Raw genomic sequence first — 24965 nt, forward strand, 5'->3', positions numbered from 1 at the left:
TACGGAATTTCTGTGAATTGCCCCTTACAACGCCATATACAGTGGTTCAACAGCGAACGACGGCGCGCGATACCTGTCTGAAGCATCGGACTGAGGCCGCCTGGCGGGTCCATTTCATCACTGGCGCTGAGGATGTGGTATGGATCACGAAGTAGACGGCAAGACCCCCGGCCTTTCCGCCGAGGAAGAGCGCGAGATTGACGAAAACCAGCCGCCCCGTGCGGCGGTGTTGCATGAAACCATTCGGATGCAGGGCGACCACGAACTGGAGCGCAGTGTGGCCGCGCTGTGGTGGTCGGCACTGGCTGCAGGCCTGACCATGGGCCTCTCGCTGATGGCGATGGGGCTGCTGAACTCGCGTCTCGAAGGCATCGCCGGCAGCCATGTAATCAGCAGCCTTGGCTATTCGGCAGGGTTTCTCGCGGTGATTCTGGCACGCCAGCAGCTGTTCACGGAAAACACCATCACCGCCGTGCTGCCGGTCATGAGCAAGCTGAACCTGGCCAATATCGGGCGGCTGCTTCGTCTGTGGGGTGTGGTTCTGACCGGCAATCTGGTCGGCACGCTGCTGGTGGCCTACGTCATGCTCAACCTGCCGATTTTCGATAGCAGCACTGACAAGGCGTTTCTGGAGATTGGCCGCAAGGTCATGGAGAACGACCTCAGCCAGATGTTTTCCAAGGGCATTGTCTCCGGCTGGATGATTGCGACCATGGTCTGGATGATTGCCTCGATGGAAAACGCCAAGATAGCAATCATCGTGCTCATCACTTACCTGATGGCGCTGGGCGATTTCACTCACATCGTGGTGGGTTCGGCCGAAGTATCCTATCTTGTATTCGCGGGTGAGCTGGGCTGGAAGGACTTCTGGTTTGCTTTTGCAGCACCTACGCTGGCAGGCAACATCATTGGTGGCAGTTTTATCTTTGCCCTGATCAGCCATGCGCAGATTCGTAGCGAGAAGGACACCACAGCCAAAATGGAACGCGACCGCAAAAACAAGGCGGAAAAACGTCGTCTGGAAAAAGAGCAGACGCTCAAGGACGCGGATTCCGCAGCCCAACAAGAGATATGATCCCCGTCATTAAACTTTCTTTCAGGGAACGCGCCGGGTTTTAAAGGCAGAATGACGCTTTGAACGCACTTATTCAGGCAGGGACCATGACCCGAATTCTGGCTATCGAAGATGATGCCATCACCGCCAAGGAAATCGTCACCGAACTCAGCAGCCACGGGCTGGAAGTGGACTGGGTCGACAATGGCCGTGATGGCCTGGCGCGTGCAGTGAGTGGCGATTACGACCTTATTACCCTGGACCGCATGCTGCCGGAGATGGATGGTCTGACCATCGTCACCCACCTGCGGGCTCAGGGTATTTCCACCCCCATTCTGATGATCAGCGCCTTGTCCGATGTGGACGAGCGCGTTCGGGGATTGCGTGCCGGAGGGGATGACTATCTGCCCAAGCCTTTTGCGTCGGACGAAATGGCCGCACGCGTCGAGGTCTTGTTGCGGCGCAGCAACCCGGTCAGTGCCGCCAAGACGGTGTTGCAGGTTGCCGATCTGGAACTGAACCTGATCACCCGGGAAGCCTGTCGCGGCGGCGAGCCGCTGATCCTGCTGCCCACGGAGTTCAAACTGCTGGAGTTTCTGATGCGCAACAGTGGGCAGATCATCACGCGAATGATGATCTTCCAGGAAGTCTGGGGCTATCACTTCGATCCGGGCACCAACCTGATCGACGTCCACATCGGCCGCCTGCGCAAAAAGATCGACCAACCCGGCACCGCACAGCTTATTCAGACCGTGCGAGGATCCGGCTATGTCATTGCCGAACCCGTCTAAGGGCTGGCGATCGTCTACAAGCCGATTATTGGCGCTGTACAGTTCTCTGTTCGTGGCCTGGAGCGTGATTCTTCTTGGCGTCCTGTACTGGGAGGTCACGTCCTACCTGGATACCCTCGCCCGCCAGTCGCTCACCCATCGCCAGCAGTTGTTCTCACGCTTCGAGGGTCAGGGTCTGGTGGACGCCCTGGCAACCAGCATGACCTTCGATACACGCTCGGTGGATGCCTACGGCCTGTTCGATCAGAACTTCCGCCCGGTGGCCGGCCCCATCACCAGCATCCCGAAAAACCTGCCGATCGACGGCCAGATTCATGTCCTGAACGACTGCATCGAGTCGGATGATCCGGGGATGCCGCAAGGCAGTTGCGATGCAATCGTCAATCGCACTCCGGATGGCCGCTGGCTGGTGCTGGTTCGCGAGAATGGTTCATTGTTTGCGGTCAGCACACTGATCCTGCACGCCTTGCTGTGGGGTATCTCGCTGACCATTATCCCGGGCGTCGCAGGCTGGCACTTGCTGCGTCGGCGCCCGCTACGGCGCATCAGGGCCATTCAGGCGAGCGCCGAATCGATCATCGAGGGCGACATGGCCGGGCGCCTGCCGGTTTCCAACCGGCGCGACGAACTGGACATGCTGGCGGTGATCGTCAACGCCATGCTCGACCGCATCGAAAAACTCATGAACGAAGTCAAGGGCGTCTGTGACAACATCGCTCACGATCTGCGCACTCCGCTGACACGTCTTCGCGCTCAGTTGTACCGCATTCAGCAGCAATCGGCGCCTGACTCTACCCACGCCACGCAGATCGCTCAGGTGATTGGCGAGGCCGATACGCTCATGGCGCGGTTCAGGGGCCTGCTGCGGATTTCGGAGCTGGAAGACCGTCAACGACGTTCAGCGTTCATCGAGCTTGAGTTGCAGCCGCTACTGCAGGAGTTGCACGATTTTTACCTGCCACTGGCCGAAGAAGACCAGATTACGCTGCTGCTGGAACTGCATGATCCGTTGCCCACTCTGGTGGGTGACCGGGCCCTGCTGTTCGAGGCGTTGACCAATCTGCTGGGTAACGCGATCAAATTCACCCCGTCTGGCGGAATCGTGAAAATCAGTGCCTACACCGCAAAGGACGGCACCACGCCATGCATTGAAGTGCAGGATTCCGGGCCAGGCATCCCGGTCGCCGAGCGTGATGCAGTGTTCCAGCGTTTCTATCGCAGCGAAAACGGCAACGAGCACAGCGGCTTCGGGCTCGGCCTGTCGGTAGTTGCCGCCATCGTCAATCTGCACGGGTTTACCCTGCAGATCGGCACCAGCGAATACGGCGGCGCCAGCCTGCTGCTGGAATGTCGTCCGGTACATGCGCTGGCATGATCAGTACGGATCCCGCTTTTTAGCGGGATTTTTGCTATCAGCCACGGCGTAAGGTTGATGCCTGCAAGCAGACTGAAGAACGTGAGCTGACTGGCTCGAAAAACCGCGGCGCGCCTGCTTTTTGACAAGCTTGAAGTGTCTGGATCAAGGGTTTCTGCGTTTTGATAATAATCTGGCGCAGCTTGCCAAGCACCTATTTGTAACATTATGTTTCATAAAATGATATTGCTTGACCGTTTCAGCGTGCACAAGTTCCGACCATTAGTTGAGCTTTTCGGGCGCTTTAGCTCGCTTTTCCCCGAACAAACCCGTCGTGCTCATCACCCTATCCAAACGGGTGGGTATTGAAAATGTGAACTGCCCTACATTTTTATGACGTCAGTGACTTGTCGGTCTGATGGCACTGGGTTATCTATAGCCGGGCATCACGCGCAGTCGCAACACCGTTTTCCTGTTCTACCCAAAATAATAACTCACCGGATTTCGCCACTGACAAGGCGAGGCTCAGGCATGGCTGCCCGAGCAGAGAAAGCTGTATTTAATCGTGGGATCGACATCGGCTGGGAGGCTATTATGGGCGCACAATCAAAGATTTTAAGCGTAGGTGAGTACAAGGTTTATACCGAGACTTACTGGAGAAGCAGCGACGCCAAAACCATCTTGCTGGTCAACGGCGCATTGTCCACAACAGGCTCTTTCGGACAGACCGTCAAGTACCTGCAACCGCACTACAACCTGGTTCTCTTCGACCTGCCCTTTTCCGGACAATCCCGGGCGCACAACTCGGATGACATGATTGTCAGCAAGGAAGATGAAGTAAACATCCTCCTTCAACTGATCGATCTGTATCAGGTCAACTACCTGCTTTCTGTGTCGTGGGGCGGCGTATCAGCCTTGCTGGCGCTTGCCGAATGCCCGGCATCCGTGGAAAAGGCGATCATCAGCTCGTTTTCGCCGGTCCTCAACGAACCGATGCTCGACTACATCGACAATGCTCAGGTGTACCTCGCCGCACGCGAGAAACGCAAGATCGGCGCGCTGCTTAACGACACGGTCGGCAAGTACTTACCCCGCCTGTTCAAGCTCTACAACTACAAGCACCTGATCAGCCTTGCCGAACATGAGTACGCGCAGATCGACTTCCATATCAGCCAGATTCGCACACTAAGCGCCAGTAACTACGTCGAGCGTTTTTCGTCGATCAAGATCCCGGTGCTGTTCATCAACGGCGAGAAGGATGAATACACCACCGTCGAAGATGCACGCATGTTCTCCAACTACATCGCCAAGAGTAGTTTCAACGTCGTGCCGGACACCGGGCACTTTCTGGACCTGGAAAGCAAGGCGGCCTGGCACCACTCGCAAAAGACTGCGCTGCAATTTCTGGGCACCGAAGCCAGAACCGAAGTATGGCCAAGCGTCACTGCGATGGCATGAAGCACAACCGTCAGCGTCCGGAAAGCTCTGCGGCTTTTCCGGCGTGACGCTGTCATTCATGCGTATCGGCTTACTTGATCGGGCAGTGCCATTCATTGATGACTCTTTCTCTTGCAACGCGCTTGCGTTCGTTGTGCCGTGCCTGCGGATTTTTTCGGCCGTTGCACGCGTCCGCCTTTCAACCCGGCCTTGTGCTGGGGCTCGTTTCGCTGCTCTCGCTCAGCGCCTGTTCTGCAGGAAAACCCGCAGATAAAGCGCTGGTACGGGTCGCGGTGCTGCCTGTGACAGCCACGCAGATCACCAGCAGCGTGGTCCTGACCGGCGATATTCAGGCGCGCAAGGTGACCGAGCAATCCTTTCGTGTGTCCGGCAAGCTGGTAAAACGCTACGTTGACGTCGGGGACCGGGTGCGGGCCAATCAACTGCTTGCCAGGCTGGACCCTCGCGAACAAAAGACTGATCTGGCCTCTGTCAACGCCGACGTGGCGGTCAGGGAATCACGCTTGCGCCTCGCGGAACAGAATTATCAGCGTCAGCAAATACTGCTGCCCAAGGGCTATACCAACCTCAGCGAACATCAGAAAGCCCGTTCGGGCCTGGAAAGCGCTCGCGCAGATCTTGCCGCACTGCAAGCGCAACGGGCCAACGCGCGTGATCAGGTGGGTTACACCGAACTGGTCGCGGTAGCCGATGGTGTCATCACCGCCCGGCATGCCGAAGAAGGCCAGGTGGTGCAAGCCGCCACACCGGTTTTCAGCCTCGCCCACGACGGCGAGCGCGAGGCCGTGTTCTCCGCCTATGAGTCGCTGTTGCCCACCGATCACACCGGCGGAGCGATCTCGGTGAGCCCGGTGGGTCAGCCGGATATCCGGTTGACCGGTGTGATCCGCGAAATCACGCCCATTGTGTCTGCCAGCAACGGTACGTTGCGGGTGCGCGTGGCCTTGCCGGACAACGCAGCTGCGCTTGCGCTGGGCAGTGTGGTCAGCGCACACCTGGAAACTATCTCTCAGCCAGCGTTTGCCCTGCCCTGGTCGGCCTTGAGCCGCACCAAAGGGGAGCCGGCGGTGTGGCTGGTCGATGCGCAGGCAAAAGTCAGGCTGGCGCGTGTGAAAGTGTTGCGTTACGAACAGGGCCAGGTGCTTGTATCGGCAGGTCTGGCCGAGGGTGATCAAGTGGTTTCCCGAGGGCTGCAATTTCTCTATGCCGGGCAAAAGGTCGAGGTGGCCGAGCGAGCTTCGGTCCATAGGGACGCCTCATTGGCGCGCTCTCTATCGAGCCCGGAGGCAACACGATGAGCCCGCCATCAGGCAACCCCCGACCGGGACGCGCACTCTGGCTGTTCTGCACCTTGATCGTCGTGCTGCCGGGCTGTCGCGACAAGCCGGTGCGCCCGGTTGTCGAGCGTCCGGTGCTTTACACCGAGATCGTCGATCAGCGCAGCGCCTCCTCCGGCCGCTTCGCCGGGACCATCCAGCCGCAGTACGAAGTGGCACTCGGCTTTCGCGTCGCCGGACGCATAACGACCCGTCATGCCGAAATTGGTCAGCTGGTGCGCAAAGGCGATCTGCTCGCCACCCTCGACTCCGCTGATCAGCAGCATCAGTTGCGCGCCCGGCAGGCCGAACTCAGCAAGGCACAGGCCTCCTGGCAGCAGGCTCGAGACGAGCACGTGCGCTATGACCAGTTGTACGAGCGCGGCATCGGTTCGCGGGCGCGAGTGGATCAATTGAACAGCGACCTTCACGCGCAAGACGCGATCCGCCAACAGACCGGCGTTGCCGTGCAGCAAGCCAGTGATCATGTGTCCTACACCCGATTGACCGCCGAGTTCGACGGTCTGGTGACCGGCTGGCATGCCGAGGTCGGTCAAGTCATTGCAGCCGGCCAGTCGGTGGTCAGCCTGGCCCGACCGGAAAGTCGCGAAGCGGTGGTCGACCTGCCAATGGGGTTGCTCGCCGCGCAGAATAATGGCCGGCAAATCAGGGTGATCTCCCAGCTTGACGAGCACGTCACGGTCCTGGCGCAGGTCCGTCAACTGGCGCCGCAGATTGATGCGGGTACGCGCACCCAGCGCGTGCGTCTGGCGTTGCAGCACACGCCGGACAGCTTCCGGCTGGGTTCGACCGTTAGCGTGGACATCAGCGGCGACGCAACGGTGTTTCACGAGCTGCCCGGCAGCGCCGTGCTGGAACAGGACGGCAAGGCTCAGGTGTGGGTGATAGATCCGTCGACATCGACACTGAGCCCGCGAGCGGTGCAGGTCATGGCGCGCAACGGCTCAACGGTACAGCTGAGTGGCGAACTGCGGGCGGGCGAAAAAGTGGTGATCGCCGGCGTCAACGGCATGCAGGTCGGACAGAAGGTGCGTATGCAACGAGAGGTCAGTTTGTGAAGGCGCGTTTCAATCTGTCGGCCTGGGGGCTCCGGCATCGCACACTGGTCTGGTACATGATGTTCGTTTCACTGCTGATGGGCAGTGGGTCATTCCTGAACCTGGGCCGCGAGGAAGATCCGTCGTTCGCGATCAAGACCATGGTCATTCAGGCCCGCTGGCCGGGTGCGACGTTGCCCGACACCCTGCAACAGGTGACCGATCGACTGGAAAAGAAGCTCGAAGAAATCGATGCGCTGGATTACGTGAAGAGTTACACGCTGGCCGGTGAATCGACGATTTTCGTATTTCTCAAAAGTGAAACCCGCAGCGCCGACATCCCGGCAGCCTGGTATCAGGTGCGCAAGAAAATCAACGATGTGCGCGCCGAGTTGCCCAGTGGCATTCAGGGCCTGGCGTTCAACGACGAGTTCGGTGACGTATTCGGTAGCATCTATGCATTCACCGCCGATGGTCTTTCGTTTCGCCAGTTGCGCGATTACGTCGAACAGGTGCGGGCCGATATCCGCAGCGTGCCCAACCTGGGCAAGATCGAACTGCTCGGCGCGCAACGCGAAGTCATCTACCTGAATTTTTCCATCCGCAAACTGGCCGCGCTCGGCATCGATCAGCGTCAGGTGCTGCAAAGCCTGCAAGCACAGAACTCGGTCACACCGGCAGGCGTCATGGAAGCCGGGCCCGAGCGCATTGCGGTGCGCGCCAGCGGCCAGTTCAGCAGCGAAGAAGACCTGAAAGCCGTCAACCTGCGCTTGGGCGAGCGCTTCTTCCGCCTCAGCGATCTGGCGACCATCGAACGCCGCTATGCCGACCCGCCCTCCTCGCTGTTCCGTTTCAACGGTCAACCGGCAATCGGCCTGGCGGTGGCCATGAAGCAAGGCGGCAATATTCAGGCGTTCGGCACGCAATTACAGCAGCGCATTGACGATCTGACCCGCGAACTGCCGCTGGGCATTGACGTGCATCTGGTGTCCAGCCAGGCCGAGGTAGTCGAGAAAGCCATTGGCGGCTTCACCCATGCACTGTTCGAAGCAATTCTTATCGTGCTGGTGGTCAGCTTCATCAGCCTCGGCATTCGCGCCGGTCTGGTGGTGGCCTGTTCGATCCCGCTGGTACTGGCGCTGGTCTTCGTGTTCATGGAATACAGTGGCATCACCATGCAGCGCATCTCGCTCGGCGCACTGATCATTGCCCTCGGGCTGCTGGTCGACGACGCGATGATCACTGTCGAAATGATGGTCACCCGCCTGGAGAGCGGCGACTCGTTACCGCAAGCCGCAACCTACGCCTACACCTCGACCGCGTTCCCGATGCTGACCGGCACGCTGGTGACGGTCGCCGGTTTCGTGCCCATCGGCCTGAACTCCAGCTCAGCGGGCGAATACGTGTTCACCATGTTCGCAGTGATTGCCGTGGCCCTGTTGCTGTCCTGGCTGGTGGCCGTGCTGTTTGCGCCGCTGATCGGCGTACACATCCTCAAGGCCTCGGCAAAGCACGTCGCGCCGGGGCGCTGGGCGCGTGGCTTCAGTCGCCTGCTGATCAAAACACTGGACCATCGCGGGTGGGTGATCGGCGTTACCGTGCTGCTGTTCATCGGCTCGCTGTTCGCTGGTAAGTTGCTGCAAAACCAGTTCTTTCCCGACTCGGATCGGCCGGAAATCCTGGTCGATATCTACATGCCGCAAAACGGCTCCATCGACGGCACGCGTCAGGCCATGGATCGTTTCGAAGCGACGCTCAAGCATGATCCGGATGTGCTGCGCTGGAGTTCTTATGTCGGCAAAGGCGCGGTGCGTTTTTACCTGCCGCTGGATCAGCAACTGAGCAACCCGTTCTATGGACAATTGGTGATCGTCAGCCAGGGTGGCGAAGCGCGCGACCGCTTGATCGAACGTCTGCGCCAGCGCTTCCGGGACGACTACGTGGGTGTCGGTGGCTACGTTCAGCCGCTGAACATGGGGCCGCCGGTCGGCTGGCCGGTGCAGTATCGGGTCAGCGGGCCGGACATCGAACAGGTGCGCAGCCAGGCCATGGCACTGGCCGCCATTCTCGACGCCAACCCGAATATCGGTCAGGTGATCTATGACTGGAACGAGCCGGGCAAGGTGCTGAAGATCGACATCGCTCAAGACAAGGTGCGCCAGTTCGGATTGTCCTCGGAAGACGTGGCGCAGATCCTCAACAGCCTGGTGACCGGCAACACCATTACCCAGGTGCGTGACAGCACGTATCTGATCGATCTGGTAGGCCGCGCCGAAAGCGACGAACGCAGCTCGGTGCAGACCCTCAGCAACCTGCAGATTCCGACCCCGGACGGTTCGACCGTGCCGCTGCTGGCGTTTGCCACCCTCAGTTACGAGCAGGAACAACCTCTGGTCTGGCGTCGCGACCGGTTGCCGACCATTACCCTCAAGGCCAGCGTGCTGGGCAAGCTGCAACCGGCCGCACTGGTCAAGCAGTTGAAACCTGACGTCGATGCCTTCAGCGCCAGTCTTCCGCTACGCTACTCGGTCGCCACCGGCGGCGCAGTCGAGGCCAGCGCGCGCTCACAAGGGCCGATATTGAAAGTCGTGCCGCTGATGCTGTTGTTAGTGGTGAGTTTCCTGATGATCCAGCTGCACAGCGTGAAGAAAATCCTGCTGGTGGTCAGCGTGGTGCCGCTCGGGCTGATCGGGGTGGTCGCCGCGCTGCTGATATCCGGCTACCCGTTGGGCTTCGTCGCAATACTCGGCGTGCTGGCGCTGATCGGCATCATCATCCGCAACTCGGTGATTCTGGTCACCCAGATCGACGAATTCATTGCCGCAGGCGAAAGTGCCTGGTCATCGGTGGTCAAGGCCACCGAGCATCGCTGCCGACCGATTCTACTGACCGCAGCGGCCGCCAGCCTCGGCATGATCCCCATCGCCCGCGAGGTGTTCTGGGGGCCGATGGCCATTGCCATGATCGGCGGCATCGCCATGGCGACCTTGTTGACGTTGTTTTTTCTGCCTGCGCTGTATGTGGTGAGTTACGGGATAAAGCGGCCGCCAACGTAAGTGTGCCGGCATTCGCCGGCAGGCCCGCAAGGGCTCGGTTCAGGAGGTCCGCAAAGCCTTGAGACGACGAATCACGTTTACCAGAACGGGGGAAAAGGCCTGAAGCTGCTGTTGTTCATCAGGGTCCGATAGCTCGTCATGCAACAAATCAAGGACCTCATCGCTTTCCAGGCCCAGCCCTGACGAATCCATGCTCTGTGAGAACAGCAGTTCGTTGATCATCGCCTTACGCTCGTCAATAAGGCCCCGGTTGGACGCTTGATCACCACCCAGGTTAAGCACTTTTATACAGTCTCGCGCTCGGTCGGTCTGACCTTTCACCAACCCGGACAACTCAAACTGCAACTCCGTTTCACACTCAACCATAAGAGGCGTCAAGCGTAGAATCTGGTGACCATGCGCGTCCCCACATCGACCGGGTTTATTGCAGCTGGCAACAATATTCTGAAAATCGAGCGTGCGATTGGGTGCCAGGCGTTGCGCTTCGACGTGTTCATTGTGAGCACTGTCTTTCAAAGAGGTGATGCTGCGGCAGCAATAGGCACATAACCCATGCTGCTCTAGGACACAGGCATGTCGAATGGCATTCTTGATATCTTCCCGGTTAGCCAGATCCGCGTATTTCTTTCCCTTGTTGGCGCGCGCCCACTGCTCCAGAACTGCGAGACTTCCCTTCTCAATCTTTCGCACGACGTAATTCCAGCTTGCGGATCAACAGAGACGCCTTGGCCAACTCTATGTGTCCAGAAGGCAGGTCATTGGCCAGCTTTTGGTAAAGGGAGCGAACCTCCTCCAGATCACCAAGCATCAGCAGCTCCTGGAGCCTGTCCAGACGTTTCTGGACATCGACATTGCGGATGTCCGTGTCCATGACACTCAACAGCACCTGATTGGCATCAAGCCCGTAAAGACTGTCAGGTTCGCTTAGCTCGCCATCGTCCATGACGTACACCAGAACATCCTTGCTATCGCTGATGACCAGTGGCGAATGCGTGGTCAGCAGAAACTGGCAGTTCGGGAAGGTTGTAGTGAGTTGGGCGATCAGGCTGCGCTGCCATTTGGGATGCAGGTGCAAATCGACCTCATCGATCAATACGATGCCATTGCCATGCAGAGGATTTTCGAGGGCAGGGTTCATCATGGCGAGGCGTCTGGCGATATCGCCGACGAGCGCCATCATGGACTTCTCGCCTTGGGACAGCTGCGACACGTTCAACGTCTGGCCGTCTTTATCGATGGCCATGTGCAGGCGCGGTTTGCGTTTGACGCGCAGTTTTGTGAAGCCTGGCATGAACGCTTCAACCGCATTTCTGACAGCGGTTAGCTGACGGTCACGCGACGAAGCATGCTCCCTGACCAGTACTTTCCAGAGTTCTGTATCAAGTAACTTCTGAGACAGTTTATTGAGTAGCTCAGTCGGGATACCTGTTTCGTTCTCGCTGTCTTCGCGCTCTCGGAACCACTCAAAAAACCGGCGAAAATCCACTCCACGACCCAACGCGTTATCGTAGCCATCCAACTGATCGAATGTGTGTTTGGCGTGGACCTTGAGCGGTATCTCAATCACAGAGCGCTCAACTGGATAAAAGGCCAGAAGGGGAAGAGATGAATCGCTCTTGGCCGTCAACGCTGAGCGGTATCCCTCTGCCAGCATACTCAGCTCGCCCAGCACAGTAGACGAGGTCGCTTTACGCCCCTTGAGGGTTCCAGCGATCTCCCAGTGAAAATCAGGCCCACACACCAGAGAATCGAAAATCTGATCATCGTAAACGTCAATACAAATTGAAGAAGTTACCGTACCGTTATGAATCGTATCCTCATCGATCCGACCGCCACCACCTTTCGGCGTCCTGACCCTCGCCACCAGCCAGCTCAATGATGTAGCGACAGATTTGAGCAGTGTGGTCTTCCCCGCCCCATTGTTCCCGACCAGCACTGTCACTCTCGACGCGTGCCGTTCGGTAGGCGCGAGTGCGACTTCCAGATCGCTGAACCGTCCCACATTGATGAGCCTGAAGCTTTTGATTTCCATGAAGGTCCCTGAGGGGATTGATCCAGAACAGAATGACGGTCGGCATTATGGCATTCCTGCGCGCCCCGTGAAGGCCTGACCACACATCGACTCATTTCCAATCATCATTCCCAGAAATATCCTGTATCAACTCGCCATGCCTACTTAATCGCCGACAAAACCGTTAGCCTGCTCACCATCATTCAAAAACCCTCCTGACAGACGCGTTTCGCGCGTCTGACCGGTTTATGCCCAAGCGAGACTTGTCATGCCCCACTCGTCCCAAGCCCCGCACAAGGCCGTAGCCATGACCCCCGGTCTGGTGAGGCTGTTCGCATTCTGCTGCGGTGCGATTGTCGCCAATATTTACTACGCCCAACCGATTATCGAGTTGATTGCGCCGGACATCGGGCTGTCGAGCACCGCAGCCAGTCTGATCGTTTCACTGACGCAGATCGGTTATGCGCTGGGCCTGTTCTTTCTGGTGCCGCTGGGCGATCTGCTGGAAAACCGCAGGCTGATGCTGATCACGACGGTGGTGGCGGTCCTCAGTTTGCTGGGTGCTGCATTTGCCGAGCAGCCGAATCTGTTTCTGCTGGTGTCGCTGCTGGTGGGCTTCAGTTCGGTGTCGGTGCAGATGCTGATCCCGCTGGCGGCGCACTTGGCACCGGAGGAGTCCCGTGGTCGAGTGGTTGGCGGAATCATGGGCGGGCTGCTGTTGGGGATTCTGCTGGCGCGGCCCATCGCCAGCCTGGTGGCTGACCATTTCGGCTGGCGTGCGGTATTCGGTTCGGCGGCCGTCGTGATGATCGGCATCAGCGTGGTACTGGCGACCACCATGCCGAAACGCGTTCCGGACCATCGCGCCTCCTATGGCCAGTTGCTGTTCTCGCTGTGGACGTTGTTACGGACGCAGCCGGTGCTGCGCCAGCGTGCCTTCTACCAGGCGTGCATGTTCGCGACCTTCAGTCTGTTCTGGACCGCCGTACCGCTTGAGCTGTCGCGCAATCACGGGCTGTCACAAACCCAGATCGCCCTCTTCGCCCTGATCGGCGCGATTGGTGCAATCGCGGCGCCTATCAGCGGTCGCCTGGCAGACGCCGGTCACACCCGGATAGCCTCACTGGGCGCATTGCTGCTCGGCGCACTGAGTTTCCTGCCGGGGCTGATTCACCCTGCCTACAGCGTGATCGGCCTGGCGGTGACCGGCGTGTTGCTGGATTTCTGCGTGCAGACCAGCATGGTGCTGGGTCAGCGCACGGTGTATGCGCTGGATGCCGCCAGTCGCAGCCGGCTCAACGCGCTGTACATGACCAGTATTTTCATCGGCGGCGCCATTGGCTCAGCCGTCGCCAGCCCGTTGTTCGACCATGGCGGCTGGCGCTGGGTGCTGATCACAGGCACGGTGCTGCCGCTGATAGCGTTGCTGGCGTTTCTCAAGGACAGGTCTGGGCAGAGCCAAGACTAACGAGCTGACTGCTGCAACCAGTTCGCCAGGTCCATCACTTCAGCCTCGTTGATGCTGTGCCCCATGCCTTCGTAGGCGTGAAACTCTGGCTTCAGACCCAGCGTTTTCAAGGTCGCTTCGGCGTGTGGCGCACTGGCGTAGGCCACCTGGCGATCCTGCGTGCCGTGACCAATGAAGACTTTCAGGGCCTTGAGGTCATCGGAGGCTTTGACCTCGGACTGTACGACCGGCAACAACCTTCCGCTCAACGCTGCAAAGCCGCCGACCAGTTTCGGCTGACGCAAGGCAACTTCGTAGCTCATCATCGCGCCCTGACTGAAGCCGATGAGAAATACCTTGCCCGGTTGTGTATGAAACTTTGCAGTGGCCTGAGCAATGAAGGCAGTCAGTTTTGTGCCGCTGCTTTTCAGGTCTTCGGTCACGCCGTCGTAGTCCGGCACACCCTTTTTCTGGGTGAACCATTTGTAGCTGTCAGGCTGTAGTTCCACAGGTGCCTGCACCGACAGGTAGTTGTAATCGGCCGGAAGCTGTTCCTTGAGCCCGAACAAGTCGGCCGCATTACTGCCGTAACCGTGGATAAAAATCACCAGCGGCTGGTCAGCTTTTTCGGCGTTGGCCTGTGCAAGATAATCCAGCGGCAGGTCCGTGTGCAGGGTGTCCTGTGCCTGCGCCATCCCGGCGACAGCAAACAGCAAGGCAGCGAAAAACTTCAGCATCGGTTCATCACCTCTGTTGGACGCAGCCCGCAGGCAGCGTCATGAGTGGGAGTCGCGGCAAAAACTAACACAGCTTCAGTTCTGCATGCTGGTCCGCGAAACCTCGGGCTTGAGCAACTGCATCTGCTGACGGTAATCATCCGTCACCTGGCGCGCCTGACTGCTGCTGGTGATGACCCGTGGCGTGATCAGCACGATCAGCTCGGTACGGCCCTTGGACTTACTGGTATTGCCGAACAGCCATCGCAAACCGGGGATACGCCCAAGATACGGTACGGCGTTGACGGTCTCCGCATTATCCTGCTTGATCAGCCCGCCCAGCAGCACCGTCTGGCCACTCTGCGCTGCGACTTGGGTGGACACCGAGCGACTGGAAATACGCGGGTTGCCGTTGGCATCATCGTTGTTGCCGCTGGTGTCTGCGTTGCTGACCTGCTGCTGAATATCCATATACACCAGGCCGCCCGGATTGATGCGCGGTACGACGTCGAGAATCACACCGGTCTGCACATATTCCACGCTGCTCAATGTGGTGTTGGTCGATGTGTTGGTATTGATCGAGGTCTGGCTGATAGGGATATTGTCGCCGACCTGAATCTGCGCCTGCTGGTTGTTCATGACCACCAGCGAAGGTGCCGACAGCACTTGGGTGCGGCCGTTGGTTTCCAGCGCACGCAATGCGACCTGCAGGTTGTTGCTGACGAAGGAGTAGAAGAAGAACGCGTCGGTAGACGCCAGCGCAGCCCCGCCTGTCCCGATCGCACCCTGACTGCCTGAGGTGTTGGTGACGTTTCCGGTCGTACCCGAATTGCCTGCCAGACGCCCCAGATACCACTGCACGCCCATGTCCAGTTCGCCGGTCAGTGAGACTTCCAGAATGCGCGTCTCGATCTGCACTTGCAGTGGCGGATTATCGAGGCGCTTGATGGCGGATTCGATTTCTTTCCACTGTGCAGGACGCGTGCGCACCAGCAGCTGGTTGCTGCTCTTCTGGGCCGTGATGCGCGTGCTGGCATCCAGCGATTTGCTGTTGCCGGCCGAGCCGCTGCCGTCCTGGCTGGCGGAATCCGAATCACCGCCGCTCTGATCGTCGCCCTCGGATTCGCTGTCAGCGCTGGTCTGGCTGTTGTTCATGCCCTGATTGCTGCCAAACCCGCCGCCATTGCTCAGGCCACCGTTGCTGCTGTTGCCGCCCAGACCGCTGGAGCTGTTCATGCCGCCCCCGCCGCCACCCGTGGAGTTGAGTGACGACAGCGAGGTGGTGCGCAGCCCCGGCGCAACCTTGGCAGGCGAGTCATCCTTGATGGCGCCCGTGCCGTAGATCTGCCGCAGGTACTTGGCCAGGTCGGTGGCTTTCATGTTGCGCACGTCATACACGTACATCTGCGGCTCGTTGCCGCCGCCTTCGTCGATGGTGTGAATCCACTCGCCGACTTCGTGCAGGTACTCGGGCTGCGACGAGATCGCCACCACCGAATTGGTCCGCTCGATCGGCAGGAAACGCACCATGCCCGCCAGCGGCATGCCGCTTTCCGGGCCGAACATCTTCTGCAATTCGGGCATCAGTTCACCGACCGAGGCGCGTTGCAGGCCGAATACACCGACCGACATGCCTTTGAGCCAATCCACATCAAAGGTGTCGATGGTGTCCTGATAGTTGGCCAGCTCTTCGGGCGTGCCCGCCAGGCTGAGCACGTTGCGCGCCGGGTCGACCAGCAGGAAGGCGTTTTCCCGGGCGAACGGCTTGAGCAGCTTCTGCATTTCGGTGGCCGAAATGTAACGCAACGGAAACAGCCGCGCCGACATGCCCGCCGAAGGTTGCGCCACGCGCATTTCCGGCACCAGCTTGCCTGCCACGGCCTGGCTGGAAGGCAGGATGACGTAGCGGTTGCCCTGCTTGATCATCGCGTTGTCGGTCCAGGACAGGAGCGTTTCAAGAATCGACAGCGCCTGCTGCTTGTTGACCGGTTTGGACGTCGAGAAGCTGACATCGCCTTTTACACCCTGAGCGATGCTGTAATTCTCATGCAGCAGATCGCCCATGATGCTGTTGATCACCGCCTGAATCGGCTGATTGGTGAAGTTGAAGACGATGTCGCCGGTCTCGCCCGGGCGCGCTGCCGGGGCCGCAGCAGGCTGGCGGATAAAACGCTGGTTGCCTTTGATGATCTGGCGCTGCGGCGAAGCAGTCGTCTGCTGGGAAGGTGGCTCGACGGGCGGGCGCTCACTGCGCGGGTCTACCGGCGGGCGTTGTGAACCGGTTCCCTGGAGCGCTTCCTGCAGCATGCCATTGTCGGGATCGAGTGTGTCTGACTGTGACGCGCAGCCGCCAAGGGCGACGGCGGTGGCCAGGCAAAGCAAGGGTGTGCGCAAGGTAGCGATGGCAGGAACTCCAGAAAAGGTACCCATCACAGGGTGGAATCGTTGGTTAAGGTAATCGGGGGGGTGTTCGACGGCGGCGGCAGGCGCAGCGCGGGCAGGCGCAGCACTTGGGTACGCTCATCGAGCTTGAAGGTGGCTTGCGTGGGCTCCAGGCGGTCAAGCGTCCAGCCGTTAGGCAGACGCTCGCCCTGACGAACTTTCAAGGCCGGGCCGCTGGCCTGTTTGAGCAGTGCAACCCGCAGCGAGCCGTCCATGATGACCCCGGTCAGGGTCAGGCCGGCCAGGCTGGACGCCTGTACGTCGGCTTTGCGGACGGCCACATCGGGGCTGCGCTCAGGGCTGAAAAGCGGGGTTTTCCAGGTATTGGCCAGACTGTCCAGGGTGGCCGACGGCGCGCTGTGGGCCTGGGTCTTCTGGTCCAGCAGGTTGCGGGGTGCCTGTTCCGGCAACCAGTCGGGTGAATGTGCGGCGCCACTGAAAATCAGGGCAATCAGCGCGGCCAGCACTGCCGCCACCGCCAGCAGCGACCACTCCAGCGGGCGTAACGAACCGATCATTGCTCGCCCTCCCCGGCACTCGCCGGTTGCAGGTAGCCGCGCACCAGCAGGTGAACCACCAACTTGCCCGCAGGACCATTGGCCGGCGCATTGGCATCACGGCGCATACTCATCTCGTCAATGAACAGAAACGGACGCTGGTATTCCAGCGCGTGCAGAATGGCCGTCAGGGGCTCGATGGCGCAGTTCAGGGTCAGGCTGACCTTGACCTGGCGATACGGCTCGGCGCTGTCCTGCTCGGGCGTGATCGGCATACGCTGGGTCAGCTCGCAGCCGCCACCGGTGCTGGCCTGACTGCTGATCAGATCGGCAATGCGCTGCATCAGGTCGGCAGCTACCGCACTGGGGTCTTCCCCCGGCAGCAGGCTGGTGCTGCTGGCCGGATCGCGGCGCGCCTGCTCCAGTTGCTCGCGCAATGAATCGCCTTGCTGCAACAACCCGGCGTAGCGTTGCTGCTGTTCGCGCAGTTGCTCGGCCTGCTCGTTCATGTCGCGCAACGGACCGGCGAACCAGCTGTCGATCAACAGCCAGTACGCCACGCAAAGCACCAGCGCCAGAATGATCAGGGCAGCGCCCCGCCGCTCACGGCTTGTCAGTGGACGGCGCATCGGCGTTCTCCTGGTGCAGATTCTGGTGCAAATGCGCGCGCAGGGAATACTGATCCTTGCCGGTCTTGGTGTCGGGCTGGATCACGCCCTGGAACTGCGCGTTGTCTAGGCTGCGGCATTCCTTGACGCGACCGATCAGCGCACTGGCCTTGCCGCTCTGCCCGGAAAACGCCACGTCGGCGCTGTCGCTGATTTCCAGATGCTCGATCCAGGTGTCCGAAGGCAGGCACGCCGTCAGTTCGCTGAGGAGCGCTGACAGCGGCGGTTGCTCGGCCTTGCGCCGCAACAGGTAGTTGGCCGCGCCACGGGTGTTGGTCAATTGCTGGCGCAGTTGCTGGATCTCGCCGACCTGAGCCTTCTGCGCCTGGACGCTGGCCTGCATCTCTTCGAGCAGGCTTTGACGCTCGTTCAGCCATAGCAGCATGGCGCCCAGCAGCAGGCCGGCGCACAGCCAGATCAGCCCGCGTTGCAGACGATGGCCTGAACGCGATTGTTGCGGGCGCGCCGGCATCGGCAGCAGGTCGATGCCCATGCGCTGCCCTTCGCTGCCGACATCCACCACGTCCGGGCGCAGACCGTGCCCGGCACACTCGCTCAGAATCGTGTCCAGCCGCTCACGCAGGATCGCCACCAGCGTGACCTGCAGGAAGCTGGCGCTGCGGCTGTCCTGCCGGGCAACGAAATACAACTGCCCGGCATCGAACGGCGTGAAGCGGTCCAGCTCGTAGCCCACCACCGTCGACAGATTGCGGGCCGCAGCCGCAGGCAACTGGAGCGACTGCACCAATACGGCAGAAACCGGCAACAACAGAACACGACGTGTCTGAGCGGGTGCAACGGACAGCGGTCCGCTCAATGGCCAGGCGTGCAGCTGCTCGGCGGTTTCGCCCCCCAGCCAACGACGCACACGCAGCGGCAGGCAGGCGCGCAATTCCGCGACCCACCATTGCCAGGCGTGTTGCGCCGGGCTGCCGCGCCACTGTCGGGCGACCTGCTCGCGTAACGCGTACACAGGCGCCAGACGTGAAGAAACTGATGAATTCATTCTTGCCAACGCAACACCCTATAGGGTTGTGCGCTTCCCTCCGATGGGCTCAATAAAACAGTGGTCTGTAAAAAGGCAGTGACACCGCCCGGTCGTTCTGCACGGCTATCGATGGTCAATACCTCACCGGGGTCAGCCCCTACCGCACTCTGGTTGGGCAGGTTCAACGCCCGACGCAACAAGCCCGAAGCGAATGCCGAATCAGGTCGATCCAGCCCGCTCCATAATGTAATTTCCGGCAATAGCCGGGTGTACAGCGTTTGGGTCATGCCCGGTAACTGGCGCACCTCCTCGACCACTCGCAGCGGCGACTGCCCGCCATTGCGCTGCGCTTCCAGCACCTGCGCGATACTGCTGGCCTGGTTTTTTGCCGCGCCGCAGGCTTGCAATACACGAGCAATATCGGCCACCGGTGCGCTGTTCAAATCCAGCTTGCCGCGCTCGCTTCTCACACTGACGAGCAGTTGAGTGTCATCAAAACGCAATGCCACCGAGCGTCCATCCGCGACCCAACGCTTGCGCTGCGCGGTATCCAGCAACCCCTGCGCCGCCATATTCATGCCAGCCTCGGCCGCCATAAGCGCCTGAGTGTTCTGGCGCAACCAGAGTGCCTGTCGACTTTCCAGTTGCACCCATCCGGCCAGCCCGCCGAGCAACAGGCTCAACAGCGCCAGCACCCAGAGCACCACCAGCAGCGCTACGCCGCGCTGTTGTTTACCTGAGCGGCTCATTCGCCACCTGCCCCACCGGACAAGTCCAGACGCAGAGCCACCACTTCTGGAACCCACTTCACGGTTCCTTTGACTTGCAGATCGATCCGCACGGCGCGAGGCAGGCGGTTCGGCCAGGGCCATTCGGCTATCCAGCCGGTCGGTTTACCCTTCGGGTTCAGCCCCCGATAACTGAACGTCAATGACTCGACGTTTTGCAGCAGCACCTGCGGCTCGCCCCAGGGCGTGAGTGAAATGCCGTTTGCCGCAGACTGTACCTGCGCAAACGACACCTGCAGGCTACGATGGCCCTCCGGCCCTTTCAGCCCGAGGGTGTGCACCTGAATGCCGCCGCCCAGCTCGCCGGGCAATGTGGCGACAAACTGCAATTGCTGTGCCGAGCCTTCGAAAAATCCGCTGTTGGCGTCGTCTTCGGCAGAGGTGTCCAGCGGTAACGCCTGACTGATCGAACTGCGCAAAAATGCCTGCGCAGCCCGGGTCTCATCCAGGTTGACGGTGTAACGCTCAGCCTTGAGCACCGCGCGATTGGCACCCAGCAGCGCCCCGGCAACCAGTACCAGCAACACGCCCAACAGGCTGATCACCAGCAGCACTTCCAGCAGCGTAAACCCACGCTGCGTACGCTTCATGAACCCGCCCCGCTAACCGCGCCGCGCAGCTTCAGGGTACTGAACTGTGCCCGGCGCTGATGCTCACTCAGCAGCAGGTCGAGACGGAACAGCCTGGGCTGGCCATTGGCACCTGCCATCTGACGAATATCCAGTGTCCACTCGATGCCTGCGAGCTTGCCCTGACGTGTACCGTTTTCCAGCGGTCCGGCACTTTCCTGGTCCAGGATCGTTCGCGCGGCATGACTGAGCCGGTCGCTACGCGATACCTGCTGCAAGGAGCGCGCGCTTTGTCCGAACGCTACCAGCAGAACCCCGCTGCACACCGCCATGACGGTCAATGCAGCCAGCATCTCCAGCAGGGTGAACCCCGACTGCGATGTTTTCATTAAAGTGACCGTACCTGAACACTACCGGTCAGCCAGCCAATGTCGATGCGCCAGCGTCGATCGCCGTCAGCGACAACAACGTTGCCACCACTGGAACCGCCGTCCGGGTAAAACTCCACCGATGAGCCGAGATCCGACGCGGTCTGCATCGTCACGCGCAAACTTTCGGGCCAGCGCATCTCACGCTTGCCGGGTGCCTTGAACGTCGCCTTGCGCAGGTCGAACTCGGTGCGTGCCGGCTGACCGGTGACGATGGCGCGCACCCGGGTCGCGCGCAGTGCCTCGACCATGTCGCCCACTGCCCGCCGCTCGCTGGCCGTACTCAAACCCTGTTGCAGACCGAAACCCACCAGACCGACAGCAATGCTCATCAACACCAGCACGACCAGCATTTCCATCAGGGTAAAACCACGGCTTGCGACAGGCGTTTTCATACCGGTACTTACTCCCAGTTGCCCAGATCGGCGCTGTAACCTTCACCGCCTGGCTGACCGTCCTGACCGTAAAAGATCAGGTCGAAGCTGCCGTGCTGGCCAGGGAAGCGATAGCCGAATGCATGACCGAACGGATCTTTCAGGTCCGAAGGTTTGGCATAAGGGCCGTTCCAGTTGGAAGCGTTGCCCGGCTTTTCAGTCAACTGCTGCAAGGTCTTGGGTGGCGAACCGACGTCCAGCGCATAGCTCTCGACTTTCATGCCCAGGCTGGCCAGTTGCGCCTTGCCTGCGCCGTACTTGCCCTTGTCGACGTTGCCGCCCACCTGACGCACGACGATGGTCGCCACGATGCCTAGCAATACAATGACCGCCAGCATTTCCAGCAAGGTGAAGCCGCCCTGACGGCGCGCGGGTTTGAAGCGTATGCGGTTGAAGCTCATCGGGATGGTTCCTCATTCATGAATTCAGATATTGCTGGTCAGGCTCATCAGCGGCAGCATGATGGCCAGCATGATCACCGCGACCATGCCCGCCATCACCACCGTCAACGCCGGGACCAGCGCCGCCAGCATGCGGTCGATACCGCGCTTGGCTTCAACGTCGAACACATCGGCGACCTTGAGCAGCATGGTGTCCAGTTCGCCAGCCTGTTCGCCGACTTCGATCATTTGCAGCGCCAGGTCCGGCAGCAGCGGCTGTGCACCAAACGCGCTGGCCAGCGTCCCGCCCCCTTTGACCGACTCGGCCGCTTGTTCGACCTGTGCCTGCAAGGCGCGGTTGGTGCAGACCTGGCGCGCGATCACCAATGCCTGAAGCAACGCCACGCCATTGGTCAGCAGGGTGCCGAGGGTGCGGGTCAGGCGCGCCGCTTCGATACGCTGCAACAACGGGCCGATCACCCGGATGCCCAACAAGCGACGGTCACGACGCTCACGCCGTTGCGGGTCGCGCATGCGAATGGCCATGCCCCAGATCAATGCGATGATGCCCGCCAGCACGGCCAGGCCGTAATCGCCGAGAAACTGTCCGAGGTCAAGAATGACCTCGGTGATCAACGGGATCGGCACCCCGAGGTCCTTGAAGATCGGCACGAATTGCGGCACCACGTAAGCCAGCAACAGCGCCAGCGAGCCGAGTACACCTACGACCAGAAACGCCGGGTAGATCAGCGCGTTGATCACTTCGCCACGCAGCAACTGGCTGCGCTCGAGGTAATCGCTCAGTTGCCGAAGCGTGCCTTCCAGTGCTCCGCCGGCCTCACCGGCGCGAACCATGCTTATATAAAGAGGCGAAAACTGGCTGCCTTCTTCCTCGAGCGCCACGGACAACGGCTTACCGGCCTTGACCTGCTCGCGGATGCGTTCGATCAGCGCTCTGGTCTGCGGTTGGCCTGGCTGCTTGAGCAGAATGCCCAGTGATCGTTCCAGCGGCTGGCCGGCACCCAACAGGGTCGCGAGCTGCTGGGTGAAGCTGACCAGCGCGGCACCATTGAGCATGCCGCTGCCCAGTGCGCGACGCAGACCGCCGAGCCCGGCGACGTCTACCTGCAACACCATCAAGCCGCGTTTTTGCAGGGCGGCGATGGCGGCTTCCTGATCCCTGGCTTCGAGCGTGCCATTCTGCGGCGCGCCCTGAGTGTCCAGCGCGCGGTATTTGAACAGGCTCATGTGCCTTCACCGCGAGTCACGCGCAATACTTCTTCCAGCGATGTAACACCGGCCACGGCCTGACGCAGGCCCTCTTCGTGCAAGGTCCGCAAACCGCCACGGCGGGCCGCCTCTTCCAGCGTCGATGCATCGGCATGGCGCATCAACAGGCTGCGCAGTTCTTCGTTCATGACCAGCAATTCGGTAATTGCACTGCGCCCGCGATAACCGCCGCCCGGCGCATCGGCGCGCGGGCGATACAGACGAATCGGACGCTCGTCGGTAAAACGCTCCAGGCCATGCTCGGCGATCAGTTCCGGTGGCGCGTCAAACGCTTCGCGAGTGGCAGGGTCAAGACGGCGCACCAGTCGCTGGGCCAGAATGCCGTTGACCGTGGAGGCAATCAGATAGCTCTCGACGCCCATGTCCAGCAAACGGGTGATACTCGCCGCGGCGCTGTTGGTGTGCAGGGTCGAGAGCACCAGGTGACCGGTCAGCGATGACTGGATGGCGATGCGGCAGGTTTCCAGGTCGCGCATCTCACCGATCATGATCACGTCCGGGTCCTGACGCACAATGGAGCGCAGCGCCCCGGCGAAGTCCAGGCCGATGGAAGGCTTGACCTGAATCTGGTTGATGCCTTCGAGCTGATACTCCACCGGGTCTTCAACGGTGATGATCTTGCGCTCGGCCGTATTGAGCCGCGACAGCGCGGTATACAGCGTAGTGGTCTTGCCGGAACCGGTCGGGCCGGTGACCAGCAGGATGCCGTGCGGACGCTCCAGCACATCCAGAAACTCATCCAGACGCTCGCCATCGAACCCCAGGCTCGGGAAATCGAAATTGATGGTCTGCCGGTCCAGCAGACGCATGACCACCGATTCGCCAAAACTGGTGGGCACGGTGGACACCCGCAGGTCCAGCTCCTTGCCCTGAATACGCAGCATGATCCGGCCATCCTGCGGCAGACGCCGCTCGGCGATGTCCAGCCGGGCCATGATCTTCACCCGGGAAATCACCGCTGCCGAAGAACTGGAAGGCGGCGCTTCTGCTTCGTGCAGCACGCCGTCGATGCGATAACGCACCTTCAACTGGCTTTCGAACGGTTCGATGTGGATGTCCGATGCACGCTGTTCGACCGCGCGTTGCAGGATCAGGTTGACCAGACGTATGACCGGCGCTTCGGAGGCCAGATCCTTGAGGTGCTCGATGTCTTCCAGCGAGCCGCCCTCGTCATCGAGGTTTTCGATCAGGGTGCCCATCGCAGAACGGCCCTGCCCGTAATAACGCTCAATCAGTGTTTCCACCTCATTACGCGGACCGACGGATAACCGCACCGGTACCTGACAGGCGTATGCGATGGCTTGAAACGGATACAGCGTGCCGGGATTGGCGCCAAGCACTTGCAGACCCTGGTCACTCCAGCCTACCGGGACGACTTGATAGTGGCGCATGAAGCGCTCGGTCAGCGGCGGCAACGGGTCCAGCATGGGAGGCACGCTGTCTGCCAGCACCAGCGGCGCATTCAACAAAGCGGCCCAGGCGCGGGCCAGCTCGAATTCGGACACCAGACCCAGCCGGGTCAGCAGGCCAAGCAGCTCGGTGCCTTCGGACTCCTGCTGCAAACGGTGCGCGCGCTCCAGATCGACTGCTTTCAGCCCGGCGTTTTCGACCAGCCAGGCGCAGACCTGCTCGGCATCCGGAATCTGGATACGGGATACATCAACGGGAACTGGCGGCATGGATGAGGGCATTTTGCTACTTCGGAGGGACATGTTACAGCACTCTCAGTGGGAGAGTGCTGCGTTCAAAGGCTTCAAACGATCAGTTTGACTGCTTTTGAGGGGTTGCGTTCTGTGGGCGGCCGCCTTTTGTGGTTTCGGTCTTCTGCTGTTGCGCTTTTTGCGCCGCTTTGGCGTCCTGAGTCTGAGTCATCACGGTCTCGTCGCTGGCGCCCGAAGTTGCGTCTGCATCGGTCGCATCTTCGGCAACTGCTGCACCACTAAGGGCCAGACCTAAAACAACAGCTGCACTCATCATGGAAAATTTCATCGTGGTAACTCCTCGAAAAAAACAAAGTGAACCCTGCAAGTCACAGCGCTCGTTTAAAGATCGGGCAAGAATTAACGCACAGCACGCATTACAACTTGCGAGCCGTCTTTCTTCATCCTGAAAAATCTTAAACCCATCGACCAGTAGGTTTAAGAAGAGTTCCTCATTTGTAAAGAAAAAATACGAAAATAAAGAAAAATACGCTTTTGTTTGACATTTATGCCGTCTTTT

Annotated in this window: 23 protein-coding genes; 8 read left to right on the forward strand and 15 right to left on the reverse strand. The window is 60.2% G+C overall.

Going from position 1 to position 24965, the window contains the following annotated elements:
- Positions 1–139: 139 nt before the first annotated feature.
- The 7 genes from I9H07_RS13595 (at position 140) to I9H07_RS13625 (ending at position 10087) form a co-directional block, all read left to right on the forward strand.
- Positions 140–1075, forward strand: a complete 936-nt coding sequence (locus I9H07_RS13595) for a formate/nitrite transporter family protein (protein WP_058823615.1) — start codon at positions 140–142, stop codon at positions 1073–1075.
- Between the two features lie 86 nt (positions 1076–1161).
- Positions 1162–1845: a response regulator transcription factor gene (locus I9H07_RS13600; protein WP_003343378.1), complete on the forward strand. Its 684-nt coding sequence runs from the start codon at positions 1162–1164 to the stop codon at positions 1843–1845.
- Positions 1823–3220 carry a sensor histidine kinase gene (locus I9H07_RS13605; protein ID WP_236424702.1) on the forward strand — a complete coding sequence of 466 codons (1398 nt, stop codon included), beginning with the start codon at positions 1823–1825 and terminating at the stop codon, positions 3218–3220. The genes I9H07_RS13600 and I9H07_RS13605 overlap by 23 nt, the downstream gene beginning before the upstream one ends.
- Positions 3221–3730: 510 nt before the next feature.
- Positions 3731–4657, forward strand: coding sequence for an alpha/beta fold hydrolase (locus tag I9H07_RS13610; RefSeq protein WP_024673984.1), 927 nt, complete (start codon positions 3731–3733; stop codon positions 4655–4657).
- Positions 4658–4755: 98 nt separating this feature from the next.
- Positions 4756–5955: an efflux RND transporter periplasmic adaptor subunit gene (locus tag I9H07_RS13615; protein WP_236425181.1), complete on the forward strand. Its 1200-nt coding sequence runs from the start codon at positions 4756–4758 to the stop codon at positions 5953–5955.
- On the forward strand, positions 5952–7052 hold the full coding sequence (locus tag I9H07_RS13620; RefSeq protein WP_236425180.1) for an efflux RND transporter periplasmic adaptor subunit: 1101 nt from the start codon (positions 5952–5954) through the stop codon (positions 7050–7052). Before I9H07_RS13615 ends, I9H07_RS13620 begins: the two co-directional genes overlap by 4 nt.
- Positions 7049–10087, forward strand: coding sequence for an efflux RND transporter permease subunit (locus I9H07_RS13625; RefSeq protein WP_236425179.1), 3039 nt, complete (start codon positions 7049–7051; stop codon positions 10085–10087). Before I9H07_RS13620 ends, I9H07_RS13625 begins: the two co-directional genes overlap by 4 nt.
- A 39-nt stretch (positions 10088–10126) precedes the next feature.
- Here I9H07_RS13625 and I9H07_RS13630 read toward each other — a convergent pair whose 3' ends face one another.
- Both I9H07_RS13630 and I9H07_RS13635 read right to left on the reverse strand, forming a co-directional pair.
- Complete coding sequence (locus I9H07_RS13630) at positions 10127–10777, reverse strand: TIGR02646 family protein (protein ID WP_236425178.1); 651 nt, start codon at positions 10775–10777, stop codon at positions 10127–10129.
- Positions 10764–12119, reverse strand: coding sequence for an AAA family ATPase (locus I9H07_RS13635; protein WP_236425177.1), 1356 nt, complete (start codon positions 12117–12119; stop codon positions 10764–10766). Before I9H07_RS13635 ends, I9H07_RS13630 begins: the two co-directional genes overlap by 14 nt.
- A 247-nt stretch (positions 12120–12366) precedes the next feature.
- On the opposite strand from I9H07_RS13635, the gene I9H07_RS13640 reads away from it, so the two are divergent.
- Positions 12367–13566, forward strand: coding sequence for an MFS transporter (locus tag I9H07_RS13640; protein ID WP_236425176.1), 1200 nt, complete (start codon positions 12367–12369; stop codon positions 13564–13566).
- Here the strand turns inward: I9H07_RS13640 and I9H07_RS13645 are convergent.
- The 13 genes from I9H07_RS13645 to I9H07_RS13705 all read right to left on the reverse strand — a co-directional run bounded on the left by I9H07_RS13645 (position 13563) and on the right by I9H07_RS13705 (position 24734).
- Positions 13563–14282, reverse strand: coding sequence for an alpha/beta hydrolase (locus I9H07_RS13645; RefSeq protein ID WP_058392045.1), 720 nt, complete (start codon positions 14280–14282; stop codon positions 13563–13565). The genes I9H07_RS13640 and I9H07_RS13645 overlap by 4 nt on opposite strands.
- Before the next feature lie 75 nt (positions 14283–14357).
- The gene (gene gspD, locus I9H07_RS13650; protein WP_248957183.1) at positions 14358–16691 is read right to left on the reverse strand and encodes a type II secretion system secretin GspD; all 2334 of its coding nucleotides are present in this window, start codon (positions 16689–16691) and stop codon (positions 14358–14360) included.
- On the reverse strand, positions 16691–17221 hold the full coding sequence (locus I9H07_RS13655) for a general secretion pathway protein GspN (protein ID WP_024673993.1): 531 nt from the start codon (positions 17219–17221) through the stop codon (positions 16691–16693). The genes gspD and I9H07_RS13655 overlap by 1 nt, the downstream gene beginning before the upstream one ends.
- Complete coding sequence (gene gspM, locus I9H07_RS13660) at positions 17218–17829, reverse strand: type II secretion system protein GspM (protein ID WP_236425175.1); 612 nt, start codon at positions 17827–17829, stop codon at positions 17218–17220. Before gspM ends, I9H07_RS13655 begins: the two co-directional genes overlap by 4 nt.
- Complete coding sequence (locus I9H07_RS13665) at positions 17804–18874, reverse strand: type II secretion system protein GspL (protein WP_236425174.1); 1071 nt, start codon at positions 18872–18874, stop codon at positions 17804–17806. Before I9H07_RS13665 ends, gspM begins: the two co-directional genes overlap by 26 nt.
- Entirely contained in the window at positions 18871–19605 is a 735-nt protein-coding gene (locus I9H07_RS13670) for a general secretion pathway protein GspK (RefSeq protein WP_236425173.1), read from the reverse strand. Before I9H07_RS13670 ends, I9H07_RS13665 begins: the two co-directional genes overlap by 4 nt.
- Positions 19602–20234: a prepilin-type N-terminal cleavage/methylation domain-containing protein gene (locus I9H07_RS13675; protein ID WP_236425172.1), complete on the reverse strand. Its 633-nt coding sequence runs from the start codon at positions 20232–20234 to the stop codon at positions 19602–19604. The genes I9H07_RS13670 and I9H07_RS13675 overlap by 4 nt, the downstream gene beginning before the upstream one ends.
- Entirely contained in the window at positions 20231–20602 is a 372-nt protein-coding gene (locus I9H07_RS13680; RefSeq protein WP_024673998.1) for a prepilin-type N-terminal cleavage/methylation domain-containing protein, read from the reverse strand. Before I9H07_RS13680 ends, I9H07_RS13675 begins: the two co-directional genes overlap by 4 nt.
- Positions 20602–21036 (reverse strand): prepilin-type N-terminal cleavage/methylation domain-containing protein, encoded by a 435-nt coding sequence (locus I9H07_RS13685; protein ID WP_080266594.1) that lies wholly within the window; start codon positions 21034–21036, stop codon positions 20602–20604. The genes I9H07_RS13680 and I9H07_RS13685 overlap by 1 nt, the downstream gene beginning before the upstream one ends.
- A gap of 8 nt (positions 21037–21044) precedes the next feature.
- Positions 21045–21476 carry a type II secretion system major pseudopilin GspG gene (gene gspG, locus I9H07_RS13690; protein WP_024646572.1) on the reverse strand — a complete coding sequence of 144 codons (432 nt, stop codon included), beginning with the start codon at positions 21474–21476 and terminating at the stop codon, positions 21045–21047.
- Between the two features lie 24 nt (positions 21477–21500).
- Complete coding sequence (gspF, locus tag I9H07_RS13695; protein ID WP_024673999.1) at positions 21501–22703, reverse strand: type II secretion system inner membrane protein GspF; 1203 nt, start codon at positions 22701–22703, stop codon at positions 21501–21503.
- Entirely contained in the window at positions 22700–24424 is a 1725-nt protein-coding gene (gspE, locus tag I9H07_RS13700) for a type II secretion system ATPase GspE (RefSeq protein WP_058823622.1), read from the reverse strand. The genes gspF and gspE overlap by 4 nt, the downstream gene beginning before the upstream one ends.
- 82 nt (positions 24425–24506) lie before the next feature.
- Positions 24507–24734, reverse strand: a complete 228-nt coding sequence (locus I9H07_RS13705) for a hypothetical protein (protein WP_024674000.1) — start codon at positions 24732–24734, stop codon at positions 24507–24509.
- Positions 24735–24965: the final 231 nt, after the last annotated feature.

It is taken from the genome of Pseudomonas syringae (assembly GCF_023278085.1).
Lineage (GTDB): Bacteria > Pseudomonadota > Gammaproteobacteria > Pseudomonadales > Pseudomonadaceae > Aquipseudomonas > Aquipseudomonas syringae_Q.